At 68.3% G+C, this 21,526-nt stretch carries 24 protein-coding genes; 20 read left to right on the plus strand and 4 right to left on the minus strand.

Translation table 11 applies throughout. The features are described from left to right. Positions 1-49: 49 nt before the first annotated feature. Positions 50-1,915 (minus strand): S9 family peptidase, encoded by a 1,866-nt coding sequence (locus ACFVWL_RS13420; RefSeq protein ID WP_387183473.1) that lies wholly within the window; start codon positions 1,913-1,915, stop codon positions 50-52. Between the two features lie 89 nt (positions 1,916-2,004). Then, positions 2,005-2,691: a transcriptional repressor LexA gene (gene lexA, locus ACFVWL_RS13425; protein ID WP_387183475.1), complete on the minus strand. Its 687-nt coding sequence runs from the start codon at positions 2,689-2,691 to the stop codon at positions 2,005-2,007. A gap of 289 nt (positions 2,692-2,980) precedes the next feature. Here lexA and ACFVWL_RS13430 point away from each other — a divergent pair, with 289 nt between their 5' ends. From ACFVWL_RS13430 to ACFVWL_RS13460, 7 genes are all read left to right on the plus strand, one after another. Then, on the plus strand, positions 2,981-3,349 hold the full coding sequence (locus ACFVWL_RS13430; protein ID WP_387183478.1) for a LysM peptidoglycan-binding domain-containing protein: 369 nt from the start codon (positions 2,981-2,983) through the stop codon (positions 3,347-3,349). An 82-nt stretch (positions 3,350-3,431) separates the two neighbouring features. Continuing rightward, a complete protein-coding gene (locus tag ACFVWL_RS13435; RefSeq protein WP_387183481.1) occupies positions 3,432-4,517 on the plus strand; it encodes a histidinol-phosphate transaminase in 1,086 nt (361 codons plus the stop codon). Further along, positions 4,514-5,131, plus strand: coding sequence for an imidazoleglycerol-phosphate dehydratase HisB (gene hisB / locus ACFVWL_RS13440; protein WP_387183483.1), 618 nt, complete (start codon positions 4,514-4,516; stop codon positions 5,129-5,131). Before ACFVWL_RS13435 ends, hisB begins: the two co-directional genes overlap by 4 nt. Further along, positions 5,128-5,763: an imidazole glycerol phosphate synthase subunit HisH gene (gene hisH / locus ACFVWL_RS13445; protein ID WP_387183486.1), complete on the plus strand. Its 636-nt coding sequence runs from the start codon at positions 5,128-5,130 to the stop codon at positions 5,761-5,763. Before hisB ends, hisH begins: the two co-directional genes overlap by 4 nt. 103 nt (positions 5,764-5,866) lie before the next feature. Continuing rightward, positions 5,867-6,613, plus strand: a complete 747-nt coding sequence (priA, locus tag ACFVWL_RS13450; RefSeq protein WP_387183489.1) for a bifunctional 1-(5-phosphoribosyl)-5-((5-phosphoribosylamino)methylideneamino)imidazole-4-carboxamide isomerase/phosphoribosylanthranilate isomerase PriA — start codon at positions 5,867-5,869, stop codon at positions 6,611-6,613. Continuing rightward, positions 6,597-7,394 (plus strand): SseB family protein, encoded by a 798-nt coding sequence (locus tag ACFVWL_RS13455; RefSeq protein WP_387183491.1) that lies wholly within the window; start codon positions 6,597-6,599, stop codon positions 7,392-7,394. The genes priA and ACFVWL_RS13455 overlap by 17 nt, the downstream gene beginning before the upstream one ends. A gap of 22 nt (positions 7,395-7,416) precedes the next feature. Then, positions 7,417-7,830, plus strand: coding sequence for a hypothetical protein (locus ACFVWL_RS13460; protein ID WP_387183494.1), 414 nt, complete (start codon positions 7,417-7,419; stop codon positions 7,828-7,830). 144 nt (positions 7,831-7,974) lie between these two features. Here the strand turns inward: ACFVWL_RS13460 and ACFVWL_RS13465 are convergent, their stop codons facing one another. Further along, positions 7,975-8,373, minus strand: coding sequence for a DUF1844 domain-containing protein (locus ACFVWL_RS13465; RefSeq protein ID WP_387183496.1), 399 nt, complete (start codon positions 8,371-8,373; stop codon positions 7,975-7,977). A gap of 255 nt (positions 8,374-8,628) precedes the next feature. On the opposite strand from ACFVWL_RS13465, the gene infC reads away from it, so the two are divergent. The 3 genes from infC to rplT all read left to right on the plus strand — a co-directional run bounded on the left by infC (position 8,629) and on the right by rplT (position 9,944). Then, entirely contained in the window at positions 8,629-9,255 is a 627-nt protein-coding gene (infC, locus tag ACFVWL_RS13470) for a translation initiation factor IF-3 (protein ID WP_387183640.1), read from the plus strand. 73 nt (positions 9,256-9,328) lie between these two features. Further along, positions 9,329-9,523 carry a 50S ribosomal protein L35 gene (rpmI, locus tag ACFVWL_RS13475; protein ID WP_017828564.1) on the plus strand — a complete coding sequence of 65 codons (195 nt, stop codon included), beginning with the start codon at positions 9,329-9,331 and terminating at the stop codon, positions 9,521-9,523. Between the two features lie 34 nt (positions 9,524-9,557). Beyond that, entirely contained in the window at positions 9,558-9,944 is a 387-nt protein-coding gene (gene rplT / locus ACFVWL_RS13480; protein WP_021199772.1) for a 50S ribosomal protein L20, read from the plus strand. An 8-nt stretch (positions 9,945-9,952) separates the two neighbouring features. Here rplT and ACFVWL_RS13485 read toward each other — a convergent pair whose 3' ends face one another. After that, positions 9,953-10,405 (minus strand): DUF2809 domain-containing protein, encoded by a 453-nt coding sequence (locus ACFVWL_RS13485; protein WP_387183499.1) that lies wholly within the window; start codon positions 10,403-10,405, stop codon positions 9,953-9,955. 57 nt (positions 10,406-10,462) lie between these two features. Between ACFVWL_RS13485 and ACFVWL_RS13490 the strand changes: the two genes are divergently transcribed. From ACFVWL_RS13490 to pheT, 10 genes are all read left to right on the plus strand, one after another. Then, positions 10,463-11,275: a TrmH family RNA methyltransferase gene (locus ACFVWL_RS13490; RefSeq protein WP_387183501.1), complete on the plus strand. Its 813-nt coding sequence runs from the start codon at positions 10,463-10,465 to the stop codon at positions 11,273-11,275. A gap of 36 nt (positions 11,276-11,311) precedes the next feature. Beyond that, positions 11,312-11,983 (plus strand): response regulator transcription factor, encoded by a 672-nt coding sequence (locus tag ACFVWL_RS13495; RefSeq protein ID WP_387183504.1) that lies wholly within the window; start codon positions 11,312-11,314, stop codon positions 11,981-11,983. Between the two features lie 3 nt (positions 11,984-11,986). Next, positions 11,987-13,363 (plus strand): sensor histidine kinase, encoded by a 1,377-nt coding sequence (locus ACFVWL_RS13500; RefSeq protein ID WP_387183507.1) that lies wholly within the window; start codon positions 11,987-11,989, stop codon positions 13,361-13,363. Then, positions 13,360-14,322, plus strand: a complete 963-nt coding sequence (locus ACFVWL_RS13505) for a TAXI family TRAP transporter solute-binding subunit (protein WP_387183509.1) — start codon at positions 13,360-13,362, stop codon at positions 14,320-14,322. Before ACFVWL_RS13500 ends, ACFVWL_RS13505 begins: the two co-directional genes overlap by 4 nt. A gap of 254 nt (positions 14,323-14,576) precedes the next feature. Continuing rightward, positions 14,577-15,323, plus strand: coding sequence for an amino acid ABC transporter ATP-binding protein (locus ACFVWL_RS13510; RefSeq protein WP_387183512.1), 747 nt, complete (start codon positions 14,577-14,579; stop codon positions 15,321-15,323). A 55-nt stretch (positions 15,324-15,378) separates the two neighbouring features. Continuing rightward, a complete protein-coding gene (locus ACFVWL_RS13515; RefSeq protein ID WP_387183515.1) occupies positions 15,379-16,296 on the plus strand; it encodes a glutamate ABC transporter substrate-binding protein in 918 nt (305 codons plus the stop codon). An 81-nt stretch (positions 16,297-16,377) separates the two neighbouring features. Then, on the plus strand, positions 16,378-17,025 hold the full coding sequence (locus ACFVWL_RS13520; RefSeq protein WP_387183518.1) for an amino acid ABC transporter permease: 648 nt from the start codon (positions 16,378-16,380) through the stop codon (positions 17,023-17,025). Beyond that, positions 17,022-17,924 carry an amino acid ABC transporter permease gene (locus ACFVWL_RS13525; protein ID WP_387183521.1) on the plus strand — a complete coding sequence of 301 codons (903 nt, stop codon included), beginning with the start codon at positions 17,022-17,024 and terminating at the stop codon, positions 17,922-17,924. Before ACFVWL_RS13520 ends, ACFVWL_RS13525 begins: the two co-directional genes overlap by 4 nt. A 42-nt stretch (positions 17,925-17,966) precedes the next feature. After that, positions 17,967-19,007 (plus strand): phenylalanine--tRNA ligase subunit alpha, encoded by a 1,041-nt coding sequence (gene pheS / locus ACFVWL_RS13530; protein ID WP_387183524.1) that lies wholly within the window; start codon positions 17,967-17,969, stop codon positions 19,005-19,007. Further along, on the plus strand, positions 19,007-21,517 hold the full coding sequence (gene pheT, locus ACFVWL_RS13535; protein ID WP_387183527.1) for a phenylalanine--tRNA ligase subunit beta: 2,511 nt from the start codon (positions 19,007-19,009) through the stop codon (positions 21,515-21,517). Before pheS ends, pheT begins: the two co-directional genes overlap by 1 nt. Positions 21,518-21,526: the final 9 nt, after the last annotated feature.

Below are 21,526 nucleotides of genomic sequence, written 5' to 3' on the forward strand. Positions count from 1 at the left end.
CCCGTCACGAGGCGACCCCTCGCGACGCCGCCCCTCGCGACGCGGCCCCTCACAGGCGCGGTTCGAAGCCGAAGACGCGGCCGAGGAAGGTCAGCTCGCGCTCGAGGGCGTCGACGATGGTGTCCCCGCTTCGGAAACCGTGTCCCTCGGCGGGATACAGCACGTACTCGTGGTCGATGCCACGTGCCGCGAGTGCGTCGCGGATCGCCTCGGACTGCGACGGAGGGACGACCCGGTCCTCCCCGCCCTGCAGGAGCAGCACGGGGACCGCGATGCGGTCGGTGTGCGTGAGCGGCGAACGCTCGATGTACAGCTGCTCGTACTCGGGGAGCGGGCCGACCAGACCGTCGATGTACGACGCCTCGAAGTCGTGGGTCTCTGCTGCCAGCATTCGCAGGTCGGCCACCCCGTAGCGGCTGATCCCTGCCGCGAAGGTGCCCCCGCGGACCAGCGCCGACAGCACCGTCCACCCGCCGGCCGATCCGCCGCGGATCGCGATGCGGTCGGGGTCGGCGAGTCCGGCGTCCGCGAGGCCCCGGGCTGCGGCGATCACATCGTCGACGTCGACCACGCCCCACTGTCCGTCGAGACGTTCGCGGTACTCGCGGCCGTAGCCGGTGGATCCGCCGTAGTTCACGTCGAGCACGCCGATTCCCCGGCTCGTGTAGAACGCGATCGCCGCTGATGCCGCGCCGGTCACGTGTGCCGTCGGTCCACCGTGCACCAGCACGATGTAGGGCGGGAGCTCGTCGTCGGACACCGTCGTCTCCGGGTTGGCGGGTGGATAGGCGAACGCGTGCACCGCGCCATGGGGGCCGTCGATCTCGATCGGCATCGCGGCGGGCATCCACAGCGGGTCGACCGGATCGCCGCCGCGCACCGCGACGACCTCTCCCGAGCCGACGTCGACGCACCACAGGCCGGCCGCCGCGCGTGAGCCGTTCCCGGAGACGAGCACGCGGGTGCCGTCGACGGCGTCGATGCTCACGTGGCCATCACCCGGGAGGTCGATCACGCTCACACCGCCGTCGGCGTCGATCATGACGACCTCGTCGCGTCCGTTGGTGCGGACGGCGACGATACGGCCGTCTTCGAGCGGCTGATACCAGCGGTTCCCGAGCACCCAGAGCCCGTAGCCCGTGTCGGCCTCGGAAGGGGCGTGTGGCCGCGCCGGGCCGGCGGCGACCACTCCGTCGAGGGCGACGAGGTGCAGGGCCCACCGACCTTCGGGGTCGTCGGCGAAGACCAGTTCCGTGTCACTGAGCCACTCCGGCTGCAGAGCCGCCCGGGAGGGAATCGTGTGCGGCGTCCCGCCGTCGACGCGGACGACCTGCACCCGCGCGCCCTCCCACGGCATCCGTCCCCGGTCCCAGGCGACCCATGAGACACGCGTCCCGTCGGGGGAGAGGGCGGGATGGGCGAAGAACCCGTCCCCTTGGACGACCACCTTGATCGCGGAGGCGTCCTCGGCGGCGGACCCGTCGAGCGGGATCTCGACGATCGCGCGGAGATGCGGCGTGGTCGAGAGGTCTTCGCGCACGGCCAGCAGTCGACCGTTCTGCACACGCAGACCTCCATGGGAGGGACCCGGCGCCGTGAGGGCGGTCAGGTCGCCTCCGCGGGTCAGACGACGGACCCGCTGGTCTCCTGCGTCGACGAAGTACAGGGTGCCGCGGTCATCGGCCGTCCAGGACCCTCCGCCGTACTCGTGCACGCGCGAGCGCGCATTCCAGGGGGCGGGGAGGATCTCGGCACCGGAGGAGCTCCGTACCGTCACCCGACCCTTCTCGGCCGGCACCGACTCGCCCCACCAGATCTCGGTGCCGACGAAGCGGGCACCGTCGATGCGCGGAGAGGAAGCGGCGACAGAGGCCGCGGAGAAGGGTGAGGGCCATGAACCGTAGGGCGACGACATGCTTCGAGCCTATGGGCCCAGGTGCCGCGTGCGCATACATCGAAGGCCCTCCCGGTATCCCGGGAGGGCCTTCGTCGTGTTGTCGAGCGTCAGACCGCGCGGAGCACGGCCACGATCTTGCCAAGGATCACGGACTCATCGCCGAGGATGGGCTCGAACGCGGAGTTGCGGGGAAGCAGCCAGGTGTGGCCGTCGCGTCGGCGCAGCACCTTCACCGTGGCCTCGCCGTCGAGCATCGCGGCGACGATCTCGCCGTTCTCCGCGCTGTTCTGGGAGCGCACGACGACCCAGTCGCCGTCGCAGATCGCGGCGTCGATCATCGACTCGCCGGAGACTTTGAGCATGAACAGATCACCCTTGCCCACCAGCTGGCGGGGGAGCGGGAAGATCTCCTCGACCTGCTGATCGGCGGTGATCGGCACGCCGGCCGCGATGCGTCCGACGAGAGGGACGAGCGCGGCGTCGCCGACGGGGGTCGCCACGTCTGCGGGGTTCTCGGTGCTGGCGCCGGGCAGGTCGATGAGCACTTCCATCGCCCTCGTCTTCCCGGGGTCGCGACGCAGGTAGCCGCTGAGTTCGAGCTGCCCGAGCTGGTGGGTGACGCTGGAGAGGGACTTGAGGCCTACCGCGTCGCCGATCTCGCGCATGCTCGGCGGGTAGCCGTGGTGCGCGATCGAGTTCTGGATGACCTCGAGGATCGCCATCTGCTTCGGGCTGAGGCTCTTCCGGCGACGCGTGCGCGGTGCCTCCGACTCGGGTGCGGAGTTCTCGCTCATGGTGCTCCTTAGGTGCGTGTTCCGACGTCCCTCTTCGAATGTCGGAGGCCCGTGGTGGGGTGTCCTTATCGAAACCGTATCCGAGAATCGGGCCGATCTGGAAGATCTGTTCGAGCGTGTCGGCCTATTTCCCGGTGTGGTTTCGAAGAATACTTGACAGATGTTCGAACTCGAAGATATATTCGGTACGTAGCTTCGCATTCACGGCTCCCGGCCGAGACGGGAATGCGAACGCTACGCCAACTTCCCCGGCAGCCTCACCGTTCCGGGACAGGCTAAGGAGCACCACATGAGCAGCATCGGCTTCAGCACCGCAGCAGTCATCCCGGCGTCGCCCCGTCCTTCGACGCGACTCCGACTGACGACGCGTGGTCGCGCCGTGCTGCTCGCCTTCGCTTCCGTGCCCCTCGCGATCGGCATCGCCTTCGCCGCTCTCAGCGGCGGCAGTGCGATCGCCTCGGGCGCAGACACGGCCGCCGTCAGTGTCGAGACCGTGACGGTCATGCCCGGAGACACTCTTTGGTCGATCGCCACCGGTGTCGCCCCCGAAGCCGATCCTCGCGACGTCATCGGGGAGATCAGCCGCATGAACCTGCTGCGCGGCGGTGAGCTCCAGGTCGGCCAGACGCTGGCCATCCCGGCTCAGTATGTGAACTGATCCGGATGTGAACTGATCCGGCCGTGGCGTCACCGCAGCAACTTTGCGTCATCGAGTCGGGGTGCCGCTTAACATGGGAAGGGTGACCCTCTCCCTCAACGATCTTCCGCTACGTGACGATCTTCGCGGACTGACGCCGTACGGCGCTCCGCAGGCGCCGCTTCCCATCGCGCTCAACGTGAACGAGAACACGCATCCGATCCCCGATGCGGTGGCGAGCGACATCCTCGACGATATCGCCGTCGCGATCCGTGATGTCAATCGGTATCCCGACCGAGAGTTCACCACCCTCCGCGAGTCTTTCGCCGAGTACCTGGGGCACGGGCTCACGCCCGAGCAGATCTGGGCCGGCAACGGGTCCAACGAGGTGCTCCAGCACATCCTCCAGGCGTTCGGCGGGCCAGGGCGTACCGCGTTCGGATTCGCGCCGACGTACTCGATGTACCCGCTGATCGCGCAGGGGACCGGGGCACGCTGGGTCGCCGGCACCCGTCAGTCTGACTACACGATCACTCCTGAGGAGGCAGCCGAGCAGGTGCGGGCGGCCGATCCTGACGTGGTGATCCTCTGCTCTCCCAATAACCCGACCGGCACCCCGCTCGGTCTCGACGTGATCGACGCCGTGTACGACGCGGCCAGGGGTATCGTGATCGTCGACGAGGCATATCAGGAGTTCGCGCCGCGCGACGCGGTCTCCGCCCTGACGCTGCTCGAAGGACGACCGCGGCTCGCAGTGTCGCGCACGATGAGCAAGGCCTTCGCCTTCGCCGGGGCGCGCGTCGGCTATCTCGCGGCCGACCCGGCGTTCATCGACGCGCTGCGACTGGTGCGGCTGCCCTATCACCTGAGCGCCCTCACCCAGGCGGCGGCCGTCGCAGCGCTGCGCAACGCAGACGTGATGCTCGGGATGGTCGAGGAGATCGTCGAACAGCGCGACCGCATCACGGCGACACTCGAAGCGCTCGGGTACCACCCCCATGAGTCGTGGTCGAACTTCGTGCTGTTCGGCGGCGTCTCAGACCCGAAGTCCACCTGGCAGCAGCTGTATGACCGCGGCGTGCTGGTGCGCGACGTCGGAATCCCCGGACACCTGAGGGTGAGTGCGGGGACCGAGGCCGAGACCACCGCATTCCTCGATGCCCTGGCCTCGATAGGATCGGCTTCATGAGCACCCCCGCACTGACCCCGCGCACCGCGAGCCGTGTACGCAGCACGTCGGAGTCCACCGTCGAGCTCGAGCTGAACCTCGACGGCACGGGGGCGAGCCGCATCGACACGTCGGTGCCGTTCTTCGACCACATGCTCACCGCCTTCGCGAAGCACTCCCTGACGGACCTGACCGTGCGGGCATCCGGCGACACCCAGATCGACGCGCACCACACCGTCGAAGACGTCTCGATCGTGCTCGGCCAGGCGATTCTCGAGGCTCTCGGCGACAAGTCCGGGATCTCCCGCTACGGCGATGCGCTCGTTCCCCTCGACGAGGCTCTCGCGCAGGCCGTCGTCGACATCTCCGGTCGTCCCTACCTCGTGCACACGGGGGAGCCGGCAGGTTTCGAGCACCACCTCATCGGTGGGCACTTCACCGGCTCGTTGGTGCGTCACTCGTTCGAAGCCATCACCTTCAACGCGGCTCTGACCGTGCACGTGCGCGTGCTCGGCGGACGTGACCCGCACCACATCGCCGAGGCGGAGTACAAGGCGTTCGCCCGTGCTTTCCGTCAGGCCAAGGCGCTGGACTCGCTCGTCGACGGCATCCCCTCCACCAAGGGCGCGCTGTGAGCGCAGCACCCCGGGTGGCGGTATTCGACTACGAGTCGGGCAACGTCCACTCTGCGGTCAAGGCGCTCGTCGCCGCCGGTGCCGATGCCGTTCTCACGCGGGACCGCAAGGAGGCTCTCGAGGCCGACGGTCTCGTCGTGCCCGGTGTCGGCGCGTTCCAGGCCGTCCGTGACGCTCTGCGCGCGCACGGAGGAGACGAGATCATCGACCGCCGACTGGCCGGGGGTCGCCCGGTTCTCGGCATCTGCGTCGGGATGCAGGTGCTGTTCGAACACGGCGTCGAGCGCGGACACGACACCGAGGGCCTGGGGGAATGGCCGGGCGCCGTCACCGAGCTCAACGCCCCTGTCCTCCCGCACATGGGCTGGAACACGGTCGAGCCGGGTACCGACAGCGTGCTCTTCCGAGGCATCGAGCAGGAGCGCTTCTATTTCGTGCACTCCTACGCGGCGCAGTCGTGGGAGCTCGACGTCATCCCGCCGTTCCCCGAACCGGTTCTCACCTGGACGACCTACGGCGATCCCTTCCTCGCCGCCGTCGAGAACGGGCCGCTCTCGGCGACGCAGTTCCACCCGGAGAAGTCCGGCGAAGCAGGCATCCAGCTGCTGCGCAACTGGGTCGAGAGCCTCTGAAGACGCCGGCAGGCGTCATCCGTTTTGTTCCCCGCCGTCCGGCGGACTACCCTCGGTTCTCGTGCCCGCACCGGGCCGAAGAGCTTCCCGATCCAAGGAACCCATGAACGACTTCGCGCAGTCCCCCTCGCTCACGCTCCTTCCCGCGGTCGATGTCGCCGGGGGCAAGGCCGTCCGCCTGACTCAGGGCGAGGCCGGAACCGAGACCAGCTACGGCGACCCGTTGGACGCCGCAGGGGAGTGGGTGGCCCAGGGGGCGAAATGGATCCACCTCGTCGACCTGGATGCTGCATTCGGTCGTGGCAGCAACGCTCCGATCCTGCGCAAGGTCATCAAGCAGTTCAAGGGCGTGAGCGTCGAGCTCTCCGGCGGCATCCGCGACGACGCGACGTTGGAGGCTGCTCTGGAGAGCGGCGCCACCCGGATCAATCTGGGCACGGCTGCACTCGAGAACCCGGAGTGGGCCGCTGACGTGATCGGACGTTATGGCGAGGCGATCGCCGTCGGCCTCGATGTGCGCGGCACGACTCTCGCCGCCCGTGGGTGGACCAAGGAGGGCGGTGACCTCTGGGAGGTGCTCGAGCGCCTCGAGGACGCAGGTTGCAGCCGCTACGTCGTCACCGACGTCACGAAGGACGGAACTCTTCGCGGCCCGAACATCGAACTGCTTCGCGAGGTGACCTCGCGCACCCCGAAGCCGGTCGTCGCGTCGGGTGGGATCTCGAGCCTGGACGACATCGCCGCGCTCCGCGACCTCGTGCCCCTGGGCGTCGAGGGAGCGATCGTCGGCAAGGCACTCTACGCCGGCGCGTTCACGCTGGCTGAGGCACTGGATGTCGCAGGGGACTGACGCGCACGCCTGCGGGCCCGAGTCGCACAACCACGGCGATTCGGCCGGTGTCCCGTGGGAGGGTCGCAGCTTCGAGTCGAACCCGCACGCGGGGGACGACGGTTCCGCCGATCCCGCTCTGCTCGCCGCGCTGCTGCGCTTCCGATCCGGGGAGGGCAGCCAGGCCGAGGTCGTCGACGCCTTCCGCGCCGCGCGCGTCCTGATCCCCCTCATCGCCGAGAAGGGCGAGGAGGGAATCGCGCCGAGCGGTCTCGCGGTCGACAAGACCCAGGAGCTGTCCATCGTGACGGTCGCGGCTCCGGACGGTCGTCGCGTGCAACCGGTGTTCTCGTCGGTCCAGGCCATGCAGAGGTGGGACCCCACCGCTCGACCGATTCCCGTCGAGGCTCTTCGGGCGGCACTGGCGGCGTCGGCTGATGACACCGATCTCATCGTGCTCGACCCGACGTCCGACACCGAGTTCGTGATCCGTCGTCCCGCCGTCTGGGCGATCGCTCAGGAGCAGCGCTGGGAACCGAGCTTCCTGTCGCCCGAGGTCTTCGCCGCCCTTCAGGAGAGCGTGGCCCACGAGCTCGCCGTCATCGACGTGGCGGTCGCCTCAGGCGACCCCGATGCGCGTCTGCGCGGCCCCGAGCTGATCGTCGTCCTCGAACTCGTCGACGGGCTCGAACGCGAGGTGCTGGACGCCGTGCTCTCACGTCTCGCTCAGCGCTGGGCATCCGACGACCGCATCGCTGTGCTCGCGGATTCGCTCACGGTGAAGCTCCGCCGCAGCGCCTGATCGCCTTCGCTACGATCGGGGCATGTCCCGCGGTCTGATGCGAGTTCTCGCCGTTGTCGCCGTTCTCGGCGGCGCCGCGACCGGCATCACGGGCTGCTATACCGCGTGCCCGGCGATCGGCTACATCAACGGGGTGGTCGTCGACGTGAGCGCATTCCCTGACGTCACAGCCATCCAGTTCTGCGTGGGCGCGGGGTGCTCACCGGCGCCGGGGGAGAACGAGACGTCGTCGACCAACCTGTTCGCCGCGGTCCGTCAGGAAGACGGGACGTGGAGCCTCATGTTCGACATGTCCACCCCGGAAGACGTCGACATCCGCGTCTTCGACGCGCAGGGAACTCTCATCCACGAGTCCGAGCAGTCGATCTCGTGGACGCATTCGAATGAGCCGTGCGGCGGTCCCTCCACCGCCGACCCTCTGATCCTGCAACCCTGATCCCCATACCTCATGCTCCGTCGTCGACGGGGTGCGAAGGGCGCCGCGGTTCCCGCCGGCGCGAGCATCGGGAGGGGCCCGCGAAGCGGGAGGGTCCCCGCTCTGCGAGCGAAGGCGGGAACCGCGGCACCCGCCACAAGCGAACTAGTTGACCGGACCGGTCCACTTCTCGCCAGGCCCCTTGCCGATCGGGTCGGGGATCGTGGAGGCCTCGCGGAAGGCGAGCTGCAGCGACCGGAGGCCGTCGCGCAGCGAGCGGGCATGCATGTCGCTGATCTCCGGGGCGCCCGCGGTGATGAGGCCGGCCAGCGCGTTGATGAGCTTGCGTGCCTCGTCGAGGTCGATCTGCGCCGCGGCGTCCGGATCGTCGGCGAGGCCGAGCTTGACGGCCGCGGCGCTCATGAGGTGCACGGCGGCGGTGGTGATCACCTCGACAGCAGGTACATCGGCGATGTCTCGAGTGGCCGACGACGCGGCCTCCTCCTGACGTGCCCAGCGCTCTTCGCGCTCGCGTGCAGCCTCGTCCGATGCCTGGTTCGTCACTTCGCCTTGCTTTCTGTTAGACTTTGGCGGGCTCCGGAGCGTCATGCTCCGGGTCGAAAGAGGATTCACTTCCCACCCGCGCTTGCCGTTCAAGGCTACCGGGTCTTGCACTCCACCGGCTCCGTTCGCAAGACGGACCCGGCAGACAGGGTGCGGAGCCGGCGTCTGAATGCCGGTGGGCGGGGACGATTCCGATTTCGCCCGTGATGCAGACAGCATCGCGGTGGCCGAATCACATCGTCTAAGGAGTTCCGCATCAGCGATCCCCGTACCAATGAGCGCATCCGCGTCCCCGAGGTCCGCCTCGTCGGCCCCGCGGGTGAGCAGATCGGCGTCGTCCGCATCGAGGCCGCGCTGCGCCTCGCGCAGGAAGCCGATCTCGACCTCGTCGAGGTCGCCCCCAACTCGAAGCCGCCCGTCGTCAAGATCATGGACTACGGCAAGTTCAAGTACGAGGCCGCCCAGAAGGAAAAGGAAGCTCGCCGCAACCAGGCGAACACGATCCTCAAGGAAGTCCGTTTCCGTCTGAAGATCGAGGCCCACGACTACACGACCAAGCTCAAGCGCGCCGAGGGCTTCCTCAAGGCCGGCGACAAGGTCAAGGCCATGATCCTGTTCCGCGGTCGTGAGCAGTCCCGTCCCGAGCAGGGTGTGCGTCTGCTGCGCAAGTTCGCCGAAGACGTGGCCGAGCTCGGAACGGTCGAGTCGAACCCGACCATCGACGGTCGCAACATGGTCATGATCGTGGCTCCGCTCAAGAGCAAGTCCGAGGCCAAGCAGGAGCAGAACGCGGTTCGCGACGCGCAGCGCGCGGCGAACAAGCAGGCTTCCCGCGACGCCAAGAGCGACACCGACGCACCGGCCGCAGCTCCGGCGGAGTGACTCCCGCCCCCAGAACTCCCGCACCGCGGGTTGACACCGTCGCCTGAGAAGGCGCCATACGAAGGAAGAGAAGATGCCGAAGCAGAAGACCCACTCGGGTGCTAAGAAGCGCTTCAAGATCACCGGAAGCGGAAAGCTGAAGAAGCAGCAGGCCGGGATGCGCCACAACCTCGAGCACAAGTCGAGCCGTCGTACCCGTCGTCTGAACCAGGACCAGGTGCTGTCGAAGGCTGACACCAAGGTCGCGAAGAAGCTTCTCGGTCGCTGACGCGCGCCGAACGCACGAATAGGAACACAGGAAAATGGCAAGAGTCAAGCGGGCAGTAAACGCCCACAAGAAGCGCCGGGTCATCCTCGAGCGCGCCTCCGGTTACCGCGGACAGCGTTCGCGCCTCTACCGGAAGGCCAAAGAGCAGGTCATCCACTCGCTGGTCTACTCGTACCGTGACCGTCGCAAGCGCAAGGGCGACTTCCGTCGCCTCTGGATCCAGCGCATCAACGCTGCGGCTCGCCAGAACGGCATGACATACAACCGCTTCATCCAGGGCCTCGGCATCGCGGGTGTCACGGTCGACCGTCGTATGCTCGCCGACCTCGCGGTCAACGACGCGGCGACGTTCACGACGCTCGTCGAGACGGCGAAGAAGGCTCTGCCCTCCGACGTCAACGCACCGAAGTCGGCTGCGTAAGCACCTCTTCACACAGGGCGCTCTCCTTCGGGAGGGCGCCCTGTGGCGTTTCTCGACATCGTGTCGGCGAATGCACGGGTGACCACGACATCGATGACGGCGGCCACGGCGGCCGCACCCGCGTACACCGCGAGGTCGCGCACGTCGAAGCCGGAGCCGAGGACGAGGCGGATCGGCGGGAACACCGATGCCCACTCGTGAGGGAGGCCGGTGAGCTGGAGCAGCTCGACACCGGCGCAGAACACGAATGCCACGATCGCCACCGCGGGACGAGGCCATCGCGGGGCGACGAGGGCCGCGAGCAGGTAGATGAGCACGGCGTACAGGGCATCGCCCGCCACGTCGCCGACCGCACCGCTCACACTGCGATGGACGAGGAGGCCGATCCCGACCGTCGCGACGGCGAGAGCGGCGAGGGTAACCCGCCGGCGAGAGGTCTTCGCCGCAGCGCTGTGGGTCATTCAGGCACCCTATCCCGATGGTGCGGGAACCCGCCGTGCGTTCCCTAGACTGTGATCGTGCTGGAGAACCCCCGTTCGCCCCGAGTCCGAGCCGTCGCGAAGCTGACCAAACGCAGCGCGAGAACCGAGACGGGCCTGTTCCTTCTCGAAGGCCCGCAGTCTGTCCGTGAAGCGCTCACGTATCGTCCCGAGGCGATCGTCGAGCTGTTCGCGACGCCCAACGGCTGGGAGCGGCACCCCGACATCCGTGCGAAGGCCGCCGACGCCGACATCGACGTCGAGTACGTCACCGAGTACGTCCTCAACGCGATGGCCGACACGGTCACCCCGCAGGGGCTCGTCGCGGTGGTCCAGCAGACGCCGACCTCCGTCCGCGACATCTTCGATGCCTCGCCACGACTGGTGGCGATCTGCGAAGAGGTGCGCGACCCCGGGAACCTCGGCACGATCATCCGGGCCGCGGACGCCGCGGGTGCGGATGCGGTGGTGCTCACGGGCCGCACGGTCGATCCCTACAATCCGAAAGTCGTTCGCGCCACCACGGGGTCTCTCTTCCACCTGCCCGTCTCGGTCGGGGGAGACCTGGCCGACGTCGTGAAGCGTGCGCACGCGGCGGGTCTCCGCATCCTCGCTGCCGATGTGAAGGGCGACGACCTGTTGAAGGCGCGTGCCGAGGGTGTGCTCGCCGAGCCGACCGGATGGCTCTTCGGCAACGAGGCGCGCGGACTCGAAGACGATGCGCTCGCCCTCGCGGACCGGGTGCTCAAGCTTCCGATCTTCGGGCGCGCCGAATCTCTCAACCTGGCGACGGCCGCCAGCGTGTGCCTGTACGAGAGCGCCTTCGCACAGCGGGCGACGTCTGTCGACTGAGCTCTCGGACACCGAAGGAAGCAGGAAGCGGAGTCGATGAGGATTCTGATCGTCGAGGACGACGACCGGGTCGCCGGCGCGCTCGAGGCCTTCCTCGCCCGGTCGGGGTACGCGACCGTGCGCGCGGCGGATGGGGCTGCGGCGCTCGACCTGTTGGGAGCGGACACCGAGGTCGTGCTGCTCGATCTCGGGCTCCCGGACATCGATGGCGTCGACCTGTGTCGCCGTATCAGGGGCCGCTCGGAGGTTCCGATCGTGATCGTGACCGCGCGCAACCAGGTCGCCGAGCGTATCAAGGGGCTTCGCGCCGGTGCCGATGATTTCGTGGTGAAACCGTATGACGTGCACGAGCTCCTGGCCAGGATCGAGGCGGTGACGCGAAGGTCGCGGCCGATGCGCCCGGAGGCCGACGCGCGCGTGCTGCTGCATGACGGCGATGTCGAGATCGACCTCGTCGCCCGTCAGGTCCTGGTGCGTGGCGCCCCAATCGAGCTCACGCGCAAGGAGTTCGACATCGTCGCCGTGCTGGCCCGATACCCCGGTGTGGCGGTGCCGAAGGAGCGCCTGATCCGAGAGGTGTGGAACACCGACTGGCGCGGATTCGGGCATTCGCTGGAGGTGCACGTCGGGGCGATCCGGAAGAAGACCGGGTTCCGCGGGGTCGTCGAGACCGTGCGCGGAGTCGGCTACCGGCTCGCGGGGTCCTGATCCATGCGCCGCCGTCTGATCGTCGTCTTCCTGGTGCCGCTCATCGCGATCCTGGCCGCGCTCGGCGGCGCCGCGGGATGGAGCGCCGCGCACAGCGTGCAGCAGGCGTTCTACACGCAGCAGCTCGGTGACCTCGGGTACTTCGCCACGAGCGCGCGTCAGGCGCTTCGGTCCGGCAGCGCCGCCGTGATCGACGCCGAGGTGATGCGCTTCCGCGAGGTCTACGGGATCGAGGTCACGGTCTTCGACCTCGGCGGCAGCGTGTGGGCGGCGGGGGAGCAGGACCCGGCGGTGCTTCCGGAAGAAGACGCCGAGCGGGTCAGACTGGCGCTGTCCGGACGTCGCGCCGAGCAGCCCACGGTCGTGTTCCCCTGGACGGTCGTTGACGCCGCGCTGGCCGAACCGGTGTTCGACGATGGAGACGTGATCGGCGCCGTGCTGGTCGCGGGCGACGTCGAGGCGCCGCGCGCTGCGATCCTGCAGCAGTTCTTGCTCATCTCCGCGATCGCCCTGGTGCTCGTCGCCCTGGGCGTGCTGCTCGTGTTCCGCCTCGCCCGATGGGTGCTGTCGCCGGTGCGACGTCTCGACGAGGCGATGGTCGCGATCGAGCGCGGCGAGATGGACGCGCGCGTCGTCGCGGACGACGGTCCGCCGGAGCTCCGCCGCATGGCGCAGGTGTTCAATGGAATGGCCGACGAGATCGAGCGCGTCATGACGCGGCAGCAGGAGTTCGCGCTGAACGCCTCCCACGAGCTGCGCAACCCCCTCAACGCGCTGCTCCTGCGCGTCGAACATCTGGCGACGGGGCTCGGCGCGGACTGGAAGGCAGATGTCGAGGAGACGAGGGAGGAGGGGAGACGGATGACCCGCATCCTCGAGACCCTGCTCGGCCTCGCGCGCGGCGGGCGAGGGGACTCGACCATTTCCGCGGTCGATCTCGCCACCCTCGCCGCCCGTCGACTCGAGGCGTGGCGCGACGTCGCCGCACAGCGCGGGGTGGGGTTGCGTCCCACGGGGGCATCGTCGGTCATGAGCGTGACGGACCGGACGATCGTGGAGAGCGCGCTGGACGCCGTGATCGACAACGCGGTGAAGTTCTCGCCCGAGGGCGCGCACATCGAGATCGGAGCAGAACGCGATGGAGGTGTATGCCGGATCACCGTTCGCGATCATGGTCCGGGGCTGACCGCGGAACAGGCCGCGGCGGCCACCGACCGATTCTGGCGCAGCGCCGAGAGCGGAGACACTCCGGGTTCCGGGCTGGGGCTCGCGATCGCGAGCGACCTGCTCGCGACGGTCGGCGGGGAACTGGCCGTGGCCTCCGCAGACGGCGGCGGACTTGCGGTCGCGCTGGTGCTCCATGACGGGACGACACCGTGAAGGCCGCCGTGCGGCGGCTCGTCGCCGGCGCGATCGCCCTCACGCTGCTGGGCGGTCTGACCGCATGCAGCCCGCGCGCGAGCGAGTGGACGGACGCGGAGTACGCCATCGCCAGCGGCGGGTCCACCGGCGTCTACTACGACTACGGGAGTCACCTGGCCGCAGAGCTCTCGGACTCGCTGGACATCCGGATGGTGGCGCAGGAGACGGCAGGATCGGTCGACAACCTGCTGCGGGTGAGCTCGGGGGAGGCGCTGATCGGTTTCGCGCAAGGGGATGCCGCCGCGGACGCGGTGTCAGGCGCCGGTGCCTTCGACGAGCCCCTGGAGGTGCAGGCCCTCGCCCGTCTGTACGACGAGTACGTGCAGGTCGTGGTGCGGGGCGACTCGGAGATCGACGACATCGGCGATCTGGCCGGTCGCACGATCTCGCTCGGTGCCGAGAACTCCGGCGTGAACGTGATCGCGGCGCGCGTGCTGGATGCAGCCGGCGTGGACCTCGGCTCTGTTCGCAACCCGCAGCTCGACCTCAGCGAGTCGATCGGCGCGATGGAGCGCGGCGAGATCGACGGCTTCTTCTGGGTCGGCGGACTCCCCACCCCGGGCGTGGCCGAGCTCTCCGAGCGATCACCGGTGCGCCTCCTCCCTATCAGGCAGGAGTGGGTGAACGAGGTGAACGAGCGGTACTCGTATGCCTACCGACCGGCCGATGTTCCCGCCGGCACCTACGGACTGGTGGACTCCGCGCCGACGATGGCCGTCCCGAACTATCTCGTCACCGCAGCGTCCACCCCGGATGCCGTCGTGCGTGACATCCTCTCCGGGCTGTTCGATGCGCGCCTGCGCATCGCGGGGGAGGTGCCGACCGCTGCGCTGCTGGACCGTCGTTCGGCGATCTTCACCGGTCCTGTGCCGCTGCACCCCGGGGCAGTCGACTACTACCGGGATCTGCGCGGCTGACTGCTCAAGAAATCCTCAAGAAGTCTGACACCGGGGTCGCCGCTCTGCCATTGTGAGGTCGATCGCGCACGATCGTCGCCTGCTGCTCAACTGTCGTTGGGGCGTTGCAGCAGGACGATTCCGCGGCCCGTGGGGGCGGGCCGCGGGGTACCCATGCACAGGAGCATTGGTGCCGCGATCAGGTGATTACGAACGTGTAAATCTCACCGAGGTGCCTGGAGACCCGCGTCCGACGTGGCTAGTTTGGAGAAATGATGACCTCTGATACCCCGCTCGTCGTGGTCGAGAACGTCCAGAAGCACTACGGCGACTTCCAGGCGCTCACCGATATCGACCTGACCGTCAACTCGGGAGAGGTCGTCGTCGTGATCGGCCCGTCCGGTTCCGGCAAGTCGACCCTGTGCCGCACGATCAACCGCCTCGAGACGATCACGAGCGGCACCATCCGCATCGACGGCAAGGAACTGCCGGCCGAGGGGAAGGGCCTCGCCCACCTCCGCGCCGACGTCGGCATGGTCTTCCAGTCGTTCAACCTCTTCGCCCACCTCACGATCCTCGAGAACGTCACCCTCGGCCCGATCAAGGTCCGCGGCCTCAAGAAGGCCGACGCCGAGAAGGAGGCGATGGTGCTGCTCGAGCGCGTAGGCGTGGCGCAGCAGGCATCGAAGCTCCCGGCGCAGCTCTCGGGCGGACAGCAGCAGCGCGTGGCGATCGCCCGTGCTCTCGCGATGCAGCCCAAGGTGATGCTGTTCGACGAGCCGACCAGCGCCCTCGACCCCGAGATGATCAACGAGGTCCTCGACGTGATGGTCGGGCTCGCTCACGAGGGGATGACCATGATCGTCGTCACCCACGAGATGGGTTTCGCGCGGAAGGCCGCCGACCGAGTCGTCTTCATGGCCGACGGAAAGATCGTGGAGGAGGCGACTCCTGAGGAGTTCTTCACGCACCCGAAGAGCGACCGCGCCAAGGACTTCCTCTCGAAGCTCCTCACGCACTGACGCCCACGCACCGACCACACAGACCCTGCACACACAGCACACGAAGGAGACGCACATGCGACGCACACGGACACTGGCAGGCATCGGAATCGCAGCGGCCGCGCTGCTGGCACTCACCGCCTGCAACAGCGGCACGCCGTCCAGCACGGGAGCCCCGGAGGGCGGCGACGAGGGCGACTCCTCGAGCAGCACGCCGTGGACGGTGCTGGAGGATGTCAGCATCGAGGGCAGCCCGACTTTCGACCGGATCGAGTCGGCAGGCACGATCAAGGTCGGCGTCAAGGAGGACCAGCCCGGTCTGGGTTACCTCGATCCGGTGACGGGCGACCGCACCGGATTCGACGTCGACATCGCTCGCTGGATGGCGGCATCGCTCGGCGTCGACCCGGAGAAGATCGAGTTCCAGGCGATCGCCTCCGCGAACCGCGAGCAGGCCATCGTGAACGGCGACATCGACTACTACGTCGGCACCTACTCGATCACCGACAAGCGCAAGGAGCAGATCTCCTTCGCAGGTCCCTACTTCCTCACGGGGCAGGGCCTTCTCGTCGGCGCCGACAGCGACATCAAGAGCGTGGACGACCTGAGCGCTGAGACGACGGTCTGTTCCGCGACCGGCTCGACGCCGATCCAGAACATCAAGACGAACTACCCCGAGGTGCCGACCAAGGAGTACGACACGTACTCCAAGTGCGTCGAGGACCTGAAGAACGGCCAGGTCGACGCCGTCACGACCGACGAGGCGATCCTCATCGGCTACGCGGCTCAGGACCCGGACAATCTGAAGGTCGTCGGGGAGCCGTTCAGCGAGGAGCGGTACGGCATCGGACTCGCCAAGGGCGATGACGCGCTGGCCGAGTACTTCAACACGCAGCTGACCGACGGCGGCAAGATCTGGCAGCAGATCTTCGACAACAACCTCGGCGCCTCCGGCGTCAAGGCGACTCAGCCCGAGGTCGACCCGATCGGTTGATTCCCGCGGGGCGGTCGGCACCGACGACCGCCCCGCTCATCGGCAGACACCATCCGAGAACTCGAATCGACAGGAGCAGCAGTGGGAGTCATCACCGACCACGTCGACCTCTGGGGAGAGGCACTGTGGGGAACCATCGTGCTGTTCCTGGGCGGTGGCATCATCGCGCTCGTCCTCGGACTCATCGTCGGGGCAGCGAGAGTGTCCCCGGTTCCGATCGCCCGCGCCGTCGGCGGCATCTATGTGAACTGGATCCGCAACACCCCGCTGACCCTGGTCATGTTCTTCTTTGCGTTCTGCTTGCCGATCCTGCTGGGGGAGCGGGTGAACTCGCTGCTGCTGGCGGTCATCGCCCTCGGGCTCTACACGGCGACCTACGTCGCCGAGGCGCTGCGGGCCGGCATCAACACCGTGCCGGTCGGGCAGGCAGAGGCCGCCCGTGCGATCGGTCTGAACTTCGGTCAGGTCATGCGCTACGTGGTGCTGCCGCAGGCGACGCGCTCGGTCGTCCCGCCGATGATGAGCGTCCTCATCGCCCTCATGAAGAACACCACGGTGGCTGCGGGCTTCTCCGTCGTCAACCTCGGCACGATCCGGGCTGCGCTGAGCGAGCGCGGTGAGAACGCGTTGGTCGTTCTGCTGTGGGTCATGGTCATCTTCGTGGTGCTGGTGCTGCTGCTCGCCTGGGTGCAGCGCGTTCTCGAGAACAAGTGGAGGATCGCGCGATGAGTTCCGTCCTTTTCGACGTCCCCGGCCCCCGTGCCATCGCCCGCAACCGGCTCATCGGAGCCGCCACGGTCCTCGTCGTCCTCGCCGTCCTCGGCTGGGTCGTGTGGAGGCTGTTCGCCACCGGGCAGTTCTCTGCGGAGAAGTGGAACATCTTCACGTTCTCCGCCGTCTGGGTCCGTTTCGGCGAAGGCCTGATGGCCACGCTGGCCGCGTTCGCCGCCGCCGGCGTCGGTTCCATCGTCCTCGGCTTCCTGCTCGGCATCGGCCGCCTGTCGGAGCACGCCTGGGTGCGTGAGCCCGTCCGGTGGATCATCGAGGTGCTGCGAGCGGTCCCCGTGCTCATCCTGATGATGCTCCTGTACTACGGCCTTCCCGTGATCGGCGTGAAGATGCCGCCGTACTGGGCCGTCGTGATCGCACTGATCGTCTACAACGGCTCCGTGCTCGCCGAGGTGCTGCGCGCCGGCATCGAGTCGCTGCCCCGCGGGCAGCAGGAAGCCGGCTACGCGATCGGACTGCGAAAGACCGGGGTGATGTACTTCATCCTGATCCCGCAGGCCGTGCGGGCCATGATGCCGGTGATCATCGCGCAGCTCGTCGTCGCGTTGAAGGACACTGCGCTCGGGTTCATCATCACGTACCAGGAGCTTCTCTACGTCATCAATCAGATCGGCAACCAGGCGCCCTACGGCTCCCCGCTGATCCCCGCGGCGATCGTCGGCGGTTCGATGTACGTGGCCGTGTGTCTCCTCCTCTCCTACATCGCGTACCGCCTGCAGCGTCGGGCCAAGCGCTCGCCGAAGGCAGGACCCGCGGTGCCGGATCCCCGTCAGCACGGAGGCGAGACGAACACCTCGCTCATCGTCCTGCAGGGAGACGGATCCGAGGCGCAGCGCTGATCCGCGAAAGCGACCCACGTGCCCCCGGTAGACTCGATTCTCGTGTCAGAGTCTCCTGAAATCACCCCGGAAGCGGTCGAAGCCGCTGTCGCCGACGCCCTCGCGGCGATCGCCGCAGCCGCCGACACCGCCGAGCTGAAAGCGGCCCGTGCCGCCCACGTCGCCGACGGATCGCCGCTCGCGGTCCTGAACGCCTCGATGCGACAGGTCGCCCCCGAGAACAAGGCCGCGTTCGGCAAGCTCGTGGGGCAGGGCCGGGGGCAGGTGACCAAGGCACTCGCCGCGAAGGAAGTCGAGCTGGCTGAGGCCGAGGTCGCCGCGCGCCTCGAGTCCGAGCGGGTGGACATCACCGCCGTGCCGTCGCGCACGCGTGTCGGCGCCCGGCATCCCCTCACCCTCCTGCAGGACCAGGTCTGCGACATCTTCGTCGGCATGGGCTGGGAGATCGCGGAGGGCCCGGAGCTCGAGCACGAGTGGTTCAACTTCGACGCCCTGAACTTCGACGTCGACCATCCCGCCCGCCAGGAGCAGGACACGTTCTACGTCGATCCGACCTCGCGCCATCTCGTGATGCGCACGCACACGAGCCCGGTGCAGGTGCGCTCGATGCTCGACCGCGAGGTGCCGATCTACGTGCTGTGCCCGGGTCGCGTGTACCGCACCGACGAGTTCGATGCCACGCACCTTCCGGTGTTCACCCAGTTCGAGGGCCTCGTGATCGACAAGGGCATCACGATGGCGCACCTCAAGGGCACACTGGATCACTTCGCCAAGCAGCTCTTCGGCCCCGAGGCCAAGACGCGCTTCCGCACCAACTACTTCCCCTTCACCGAGCCCTCCGCCGAGCTCGACCTGTGGCACCCGACCTTCAAGGGCGGCGCGCGCTGGATCGAGTGGGGCGGCTGCGGCATGGTCAACCCGAACGTGCTGCGCGCGGCCGGGATCGACCCCGAGGTGTACAGCGGCTTCGCGTTCGGCATGGGCATCGAACGGGGACTGATGTTCCGCAGCGACGTCCAGGACATGCGCGACATGGCCGAGGGCGATGTCCGATTCAGCGAGCAGTACGGGATGGTGGTGTGATGCGCGTCCCGCTTTCGTGGCTGCGTGAGTACGTCGATCTGGCAGCGGATGCCACGCCCGAGGACGTCCTCGCGGCACTGGTGACCGTCGGCTTCGAAGAGGAGGACGTGCACCGCTTCGACATCACGGGTCCCGTGGTCGTCGGGCAGGTCGTCTCGCTCGAGGCCGAGCCGCAGTCCAACGGCAAGACCATCAACTGGTGCCAGGTCGACGTCGGCGAGGCGAACGGTGGCATCCGCGGGATCGTCTGTGGTGCGCACAACTTCGTCGTCGGCGACAAGGTCGTCGTGACGTTGCCCGGCGCCGTGCTGCCCGGTCCGTTCCCGATCGCCGCCCGCAAGACCTACGGTCACGTCTCGGACGGCATGATCGCCTCGGCACGCGAGCTGGGGCTGGGCGACGAGCACAACGGCATCGTCGTGCTGTCGGATCTCGGCATCGATGCGCCCGTCGGCACCGATGCGATCGCGCTGCTCGGCCTCGACGACGTCGCGGTGGAGATCAACGTCACACCCGACCGCGGCTACGCCTTCTCCTTGCGAGGGGTGGCCCGCGAGTACGCACACGCCACGGGGGCGGAGTTCCGCGACCCCGCCGAGCGCGACTTCGCCGAGCTGCAGCCGGGCACGGGGCACACGACGGTGGTCGACGACGTCGCCCCGGTGCGCGGCAACGTCGGTGCGAGGGAGTTCGTGACCCGCGTCGTCCGCGGTGTCGACCCCTCGCGTCCGACGCCGCCGTGGATGGTCGCCCGACTCAGCCTCGCGGGCATGCGCTCGCTGGGCGTGCTCATCGACATCACCAACTACGTGATGCTCGAGCTCGGCCAGCCGCTGCACGGCTACGACCTCGACAAGCTCACGGGTGGCATCACGGTGCGTCGGGCCACCCCCGGCGAGAAGATGACCACCCTCGATGGTGTCGAGCGCTCGCTGCACGTGGAAGACCTCCTCATCACCGACGAGTCCGGTCCGATCGGCCTCGCCGGCGTCATGGGCGGCGGCACGACCGAGATGAGCGACACCACGCGGAACGTGCTGATCGAGGCCGCGAGCTTCGATCCGACGACCATCGCCCGTTCGGCTCGCCGACACAAGTTGCCCAGCGAGGCGTCCAAGCGCTTCGAGCGCGGCGTCGACCCCCTGGTCCCGTTCGTGGCCGCCCGTCGCGCTGCCGACCTCATGGTCGAGCTCGCGGGCGGCACGCTCACGGAGGAGGGCGGCGCGCTGTTCGCCGAGGTCTTCGTCGGCGAGATCGAGCTGCCGGCCGGCTTCGTGCAGGGGCTCATCGGCGTCGACTACACCGACGACGAGATCACCGGCGCTCTGACCACCATCGGCGCCGATGTCACCGCGTCCGATGAGGGTTCCGGCTGGACTGTGATCCCGCCGACCTGGCGCCCCGATCTCACCGACAAGTGGACGCTCGCCGAGGAGGTCGCCCGCATCCACGGACTCGACCGCATCCCCTCGGTGCTGCCGACGCCTCCGTCCGGCCGAGGACTCACCGCGCACCAGCAGGGGCGCCGCCGCGTGGCCGACGCACTGGCCGCTGCGGGACTCGTCGAGACGCCGTCGTTCCCGTTCACGACGGACGTGCAGAACGACCTCCACGGCTCGGCATCGGGCGAGCACCTGCCGAGCATCCGCCTGGTGAACCCGCTCGACGGACAGGCTCCGTACCTGCGGCGATCGCTCATCCCTGGCCTCCTGCAGACCGCGCACCGCAACATCTCGCGGGGGCTCACCGATCTCGCGATCTTCGAGACCGGCGCGGTCTTCCTGCCGGAGCCCGGCGTCGAGTACGGAACGGATGAGGTACCGCCGCTGGGCGAGCGACCGTCGGACGAGACGCTCGCGGCGCTGAACGCCTCGATCCCCCCGCAGCAGCGGTTCATCTCGGCGCTGCTGACCGGCCACGTGGCACCACGTCAGCCCGGTCGTCCTGCTGAAGCCGCGGGTCTCGTCGAGGCGCTGGATGCCGTCCGTGTCATCGCGGCAGCGGCCGGCGTCGACATCGACGTGGTCCAGGCCGAGCGTGCGGCCCTGCACCCCGGACGCACCGGATCGCTCCTGGTCGCCGGTGAAGAGGTCGGCTACGTCGGCGAGTTGCACCCCGCCGTTGCCGAAGGGGCCGATCTTCCCGGTCGTGCGACCGTGTTCGAGCTCGATCTCGACCGCATTCTGACGCTCGCCGGTGGGAGGGTCGTCGCGGCCTCGCTGTCGACGTTCCCCGCGGCCACGCAGGATGTCTCGCTCACTCTGCCGGCAGAGGTTCCCGCCGCAGACGTGCAGGCGGCCCTCGCCGAGGGTGCCGGGGCGCTGCTGGAGTCTGTGCGCCTCGTGGACGACTACCGCGGAGAAGGTGTGCCGGAGGGTTCCAAGAGCCTGACTTTCGCCCTGCGCTTCCGCGCCGACGATCGCACGCTCACGGCTGCCGAGGCCACCGCGGCCAAGCTCGCCGGTGTCGAGGTCGCCGGGCAGCGCTTCGGAGCCGCACTGCGGGACTGAGTACCGAGC

It is taken from the genome of Microbacterium sp. NPDC058269, assembly GCF_042881445.1.
GTDB lineage: Bacteria > Actinomycetota > Actinomycetes > Actinomycetales > Microbacteriaceae > Microbacterium.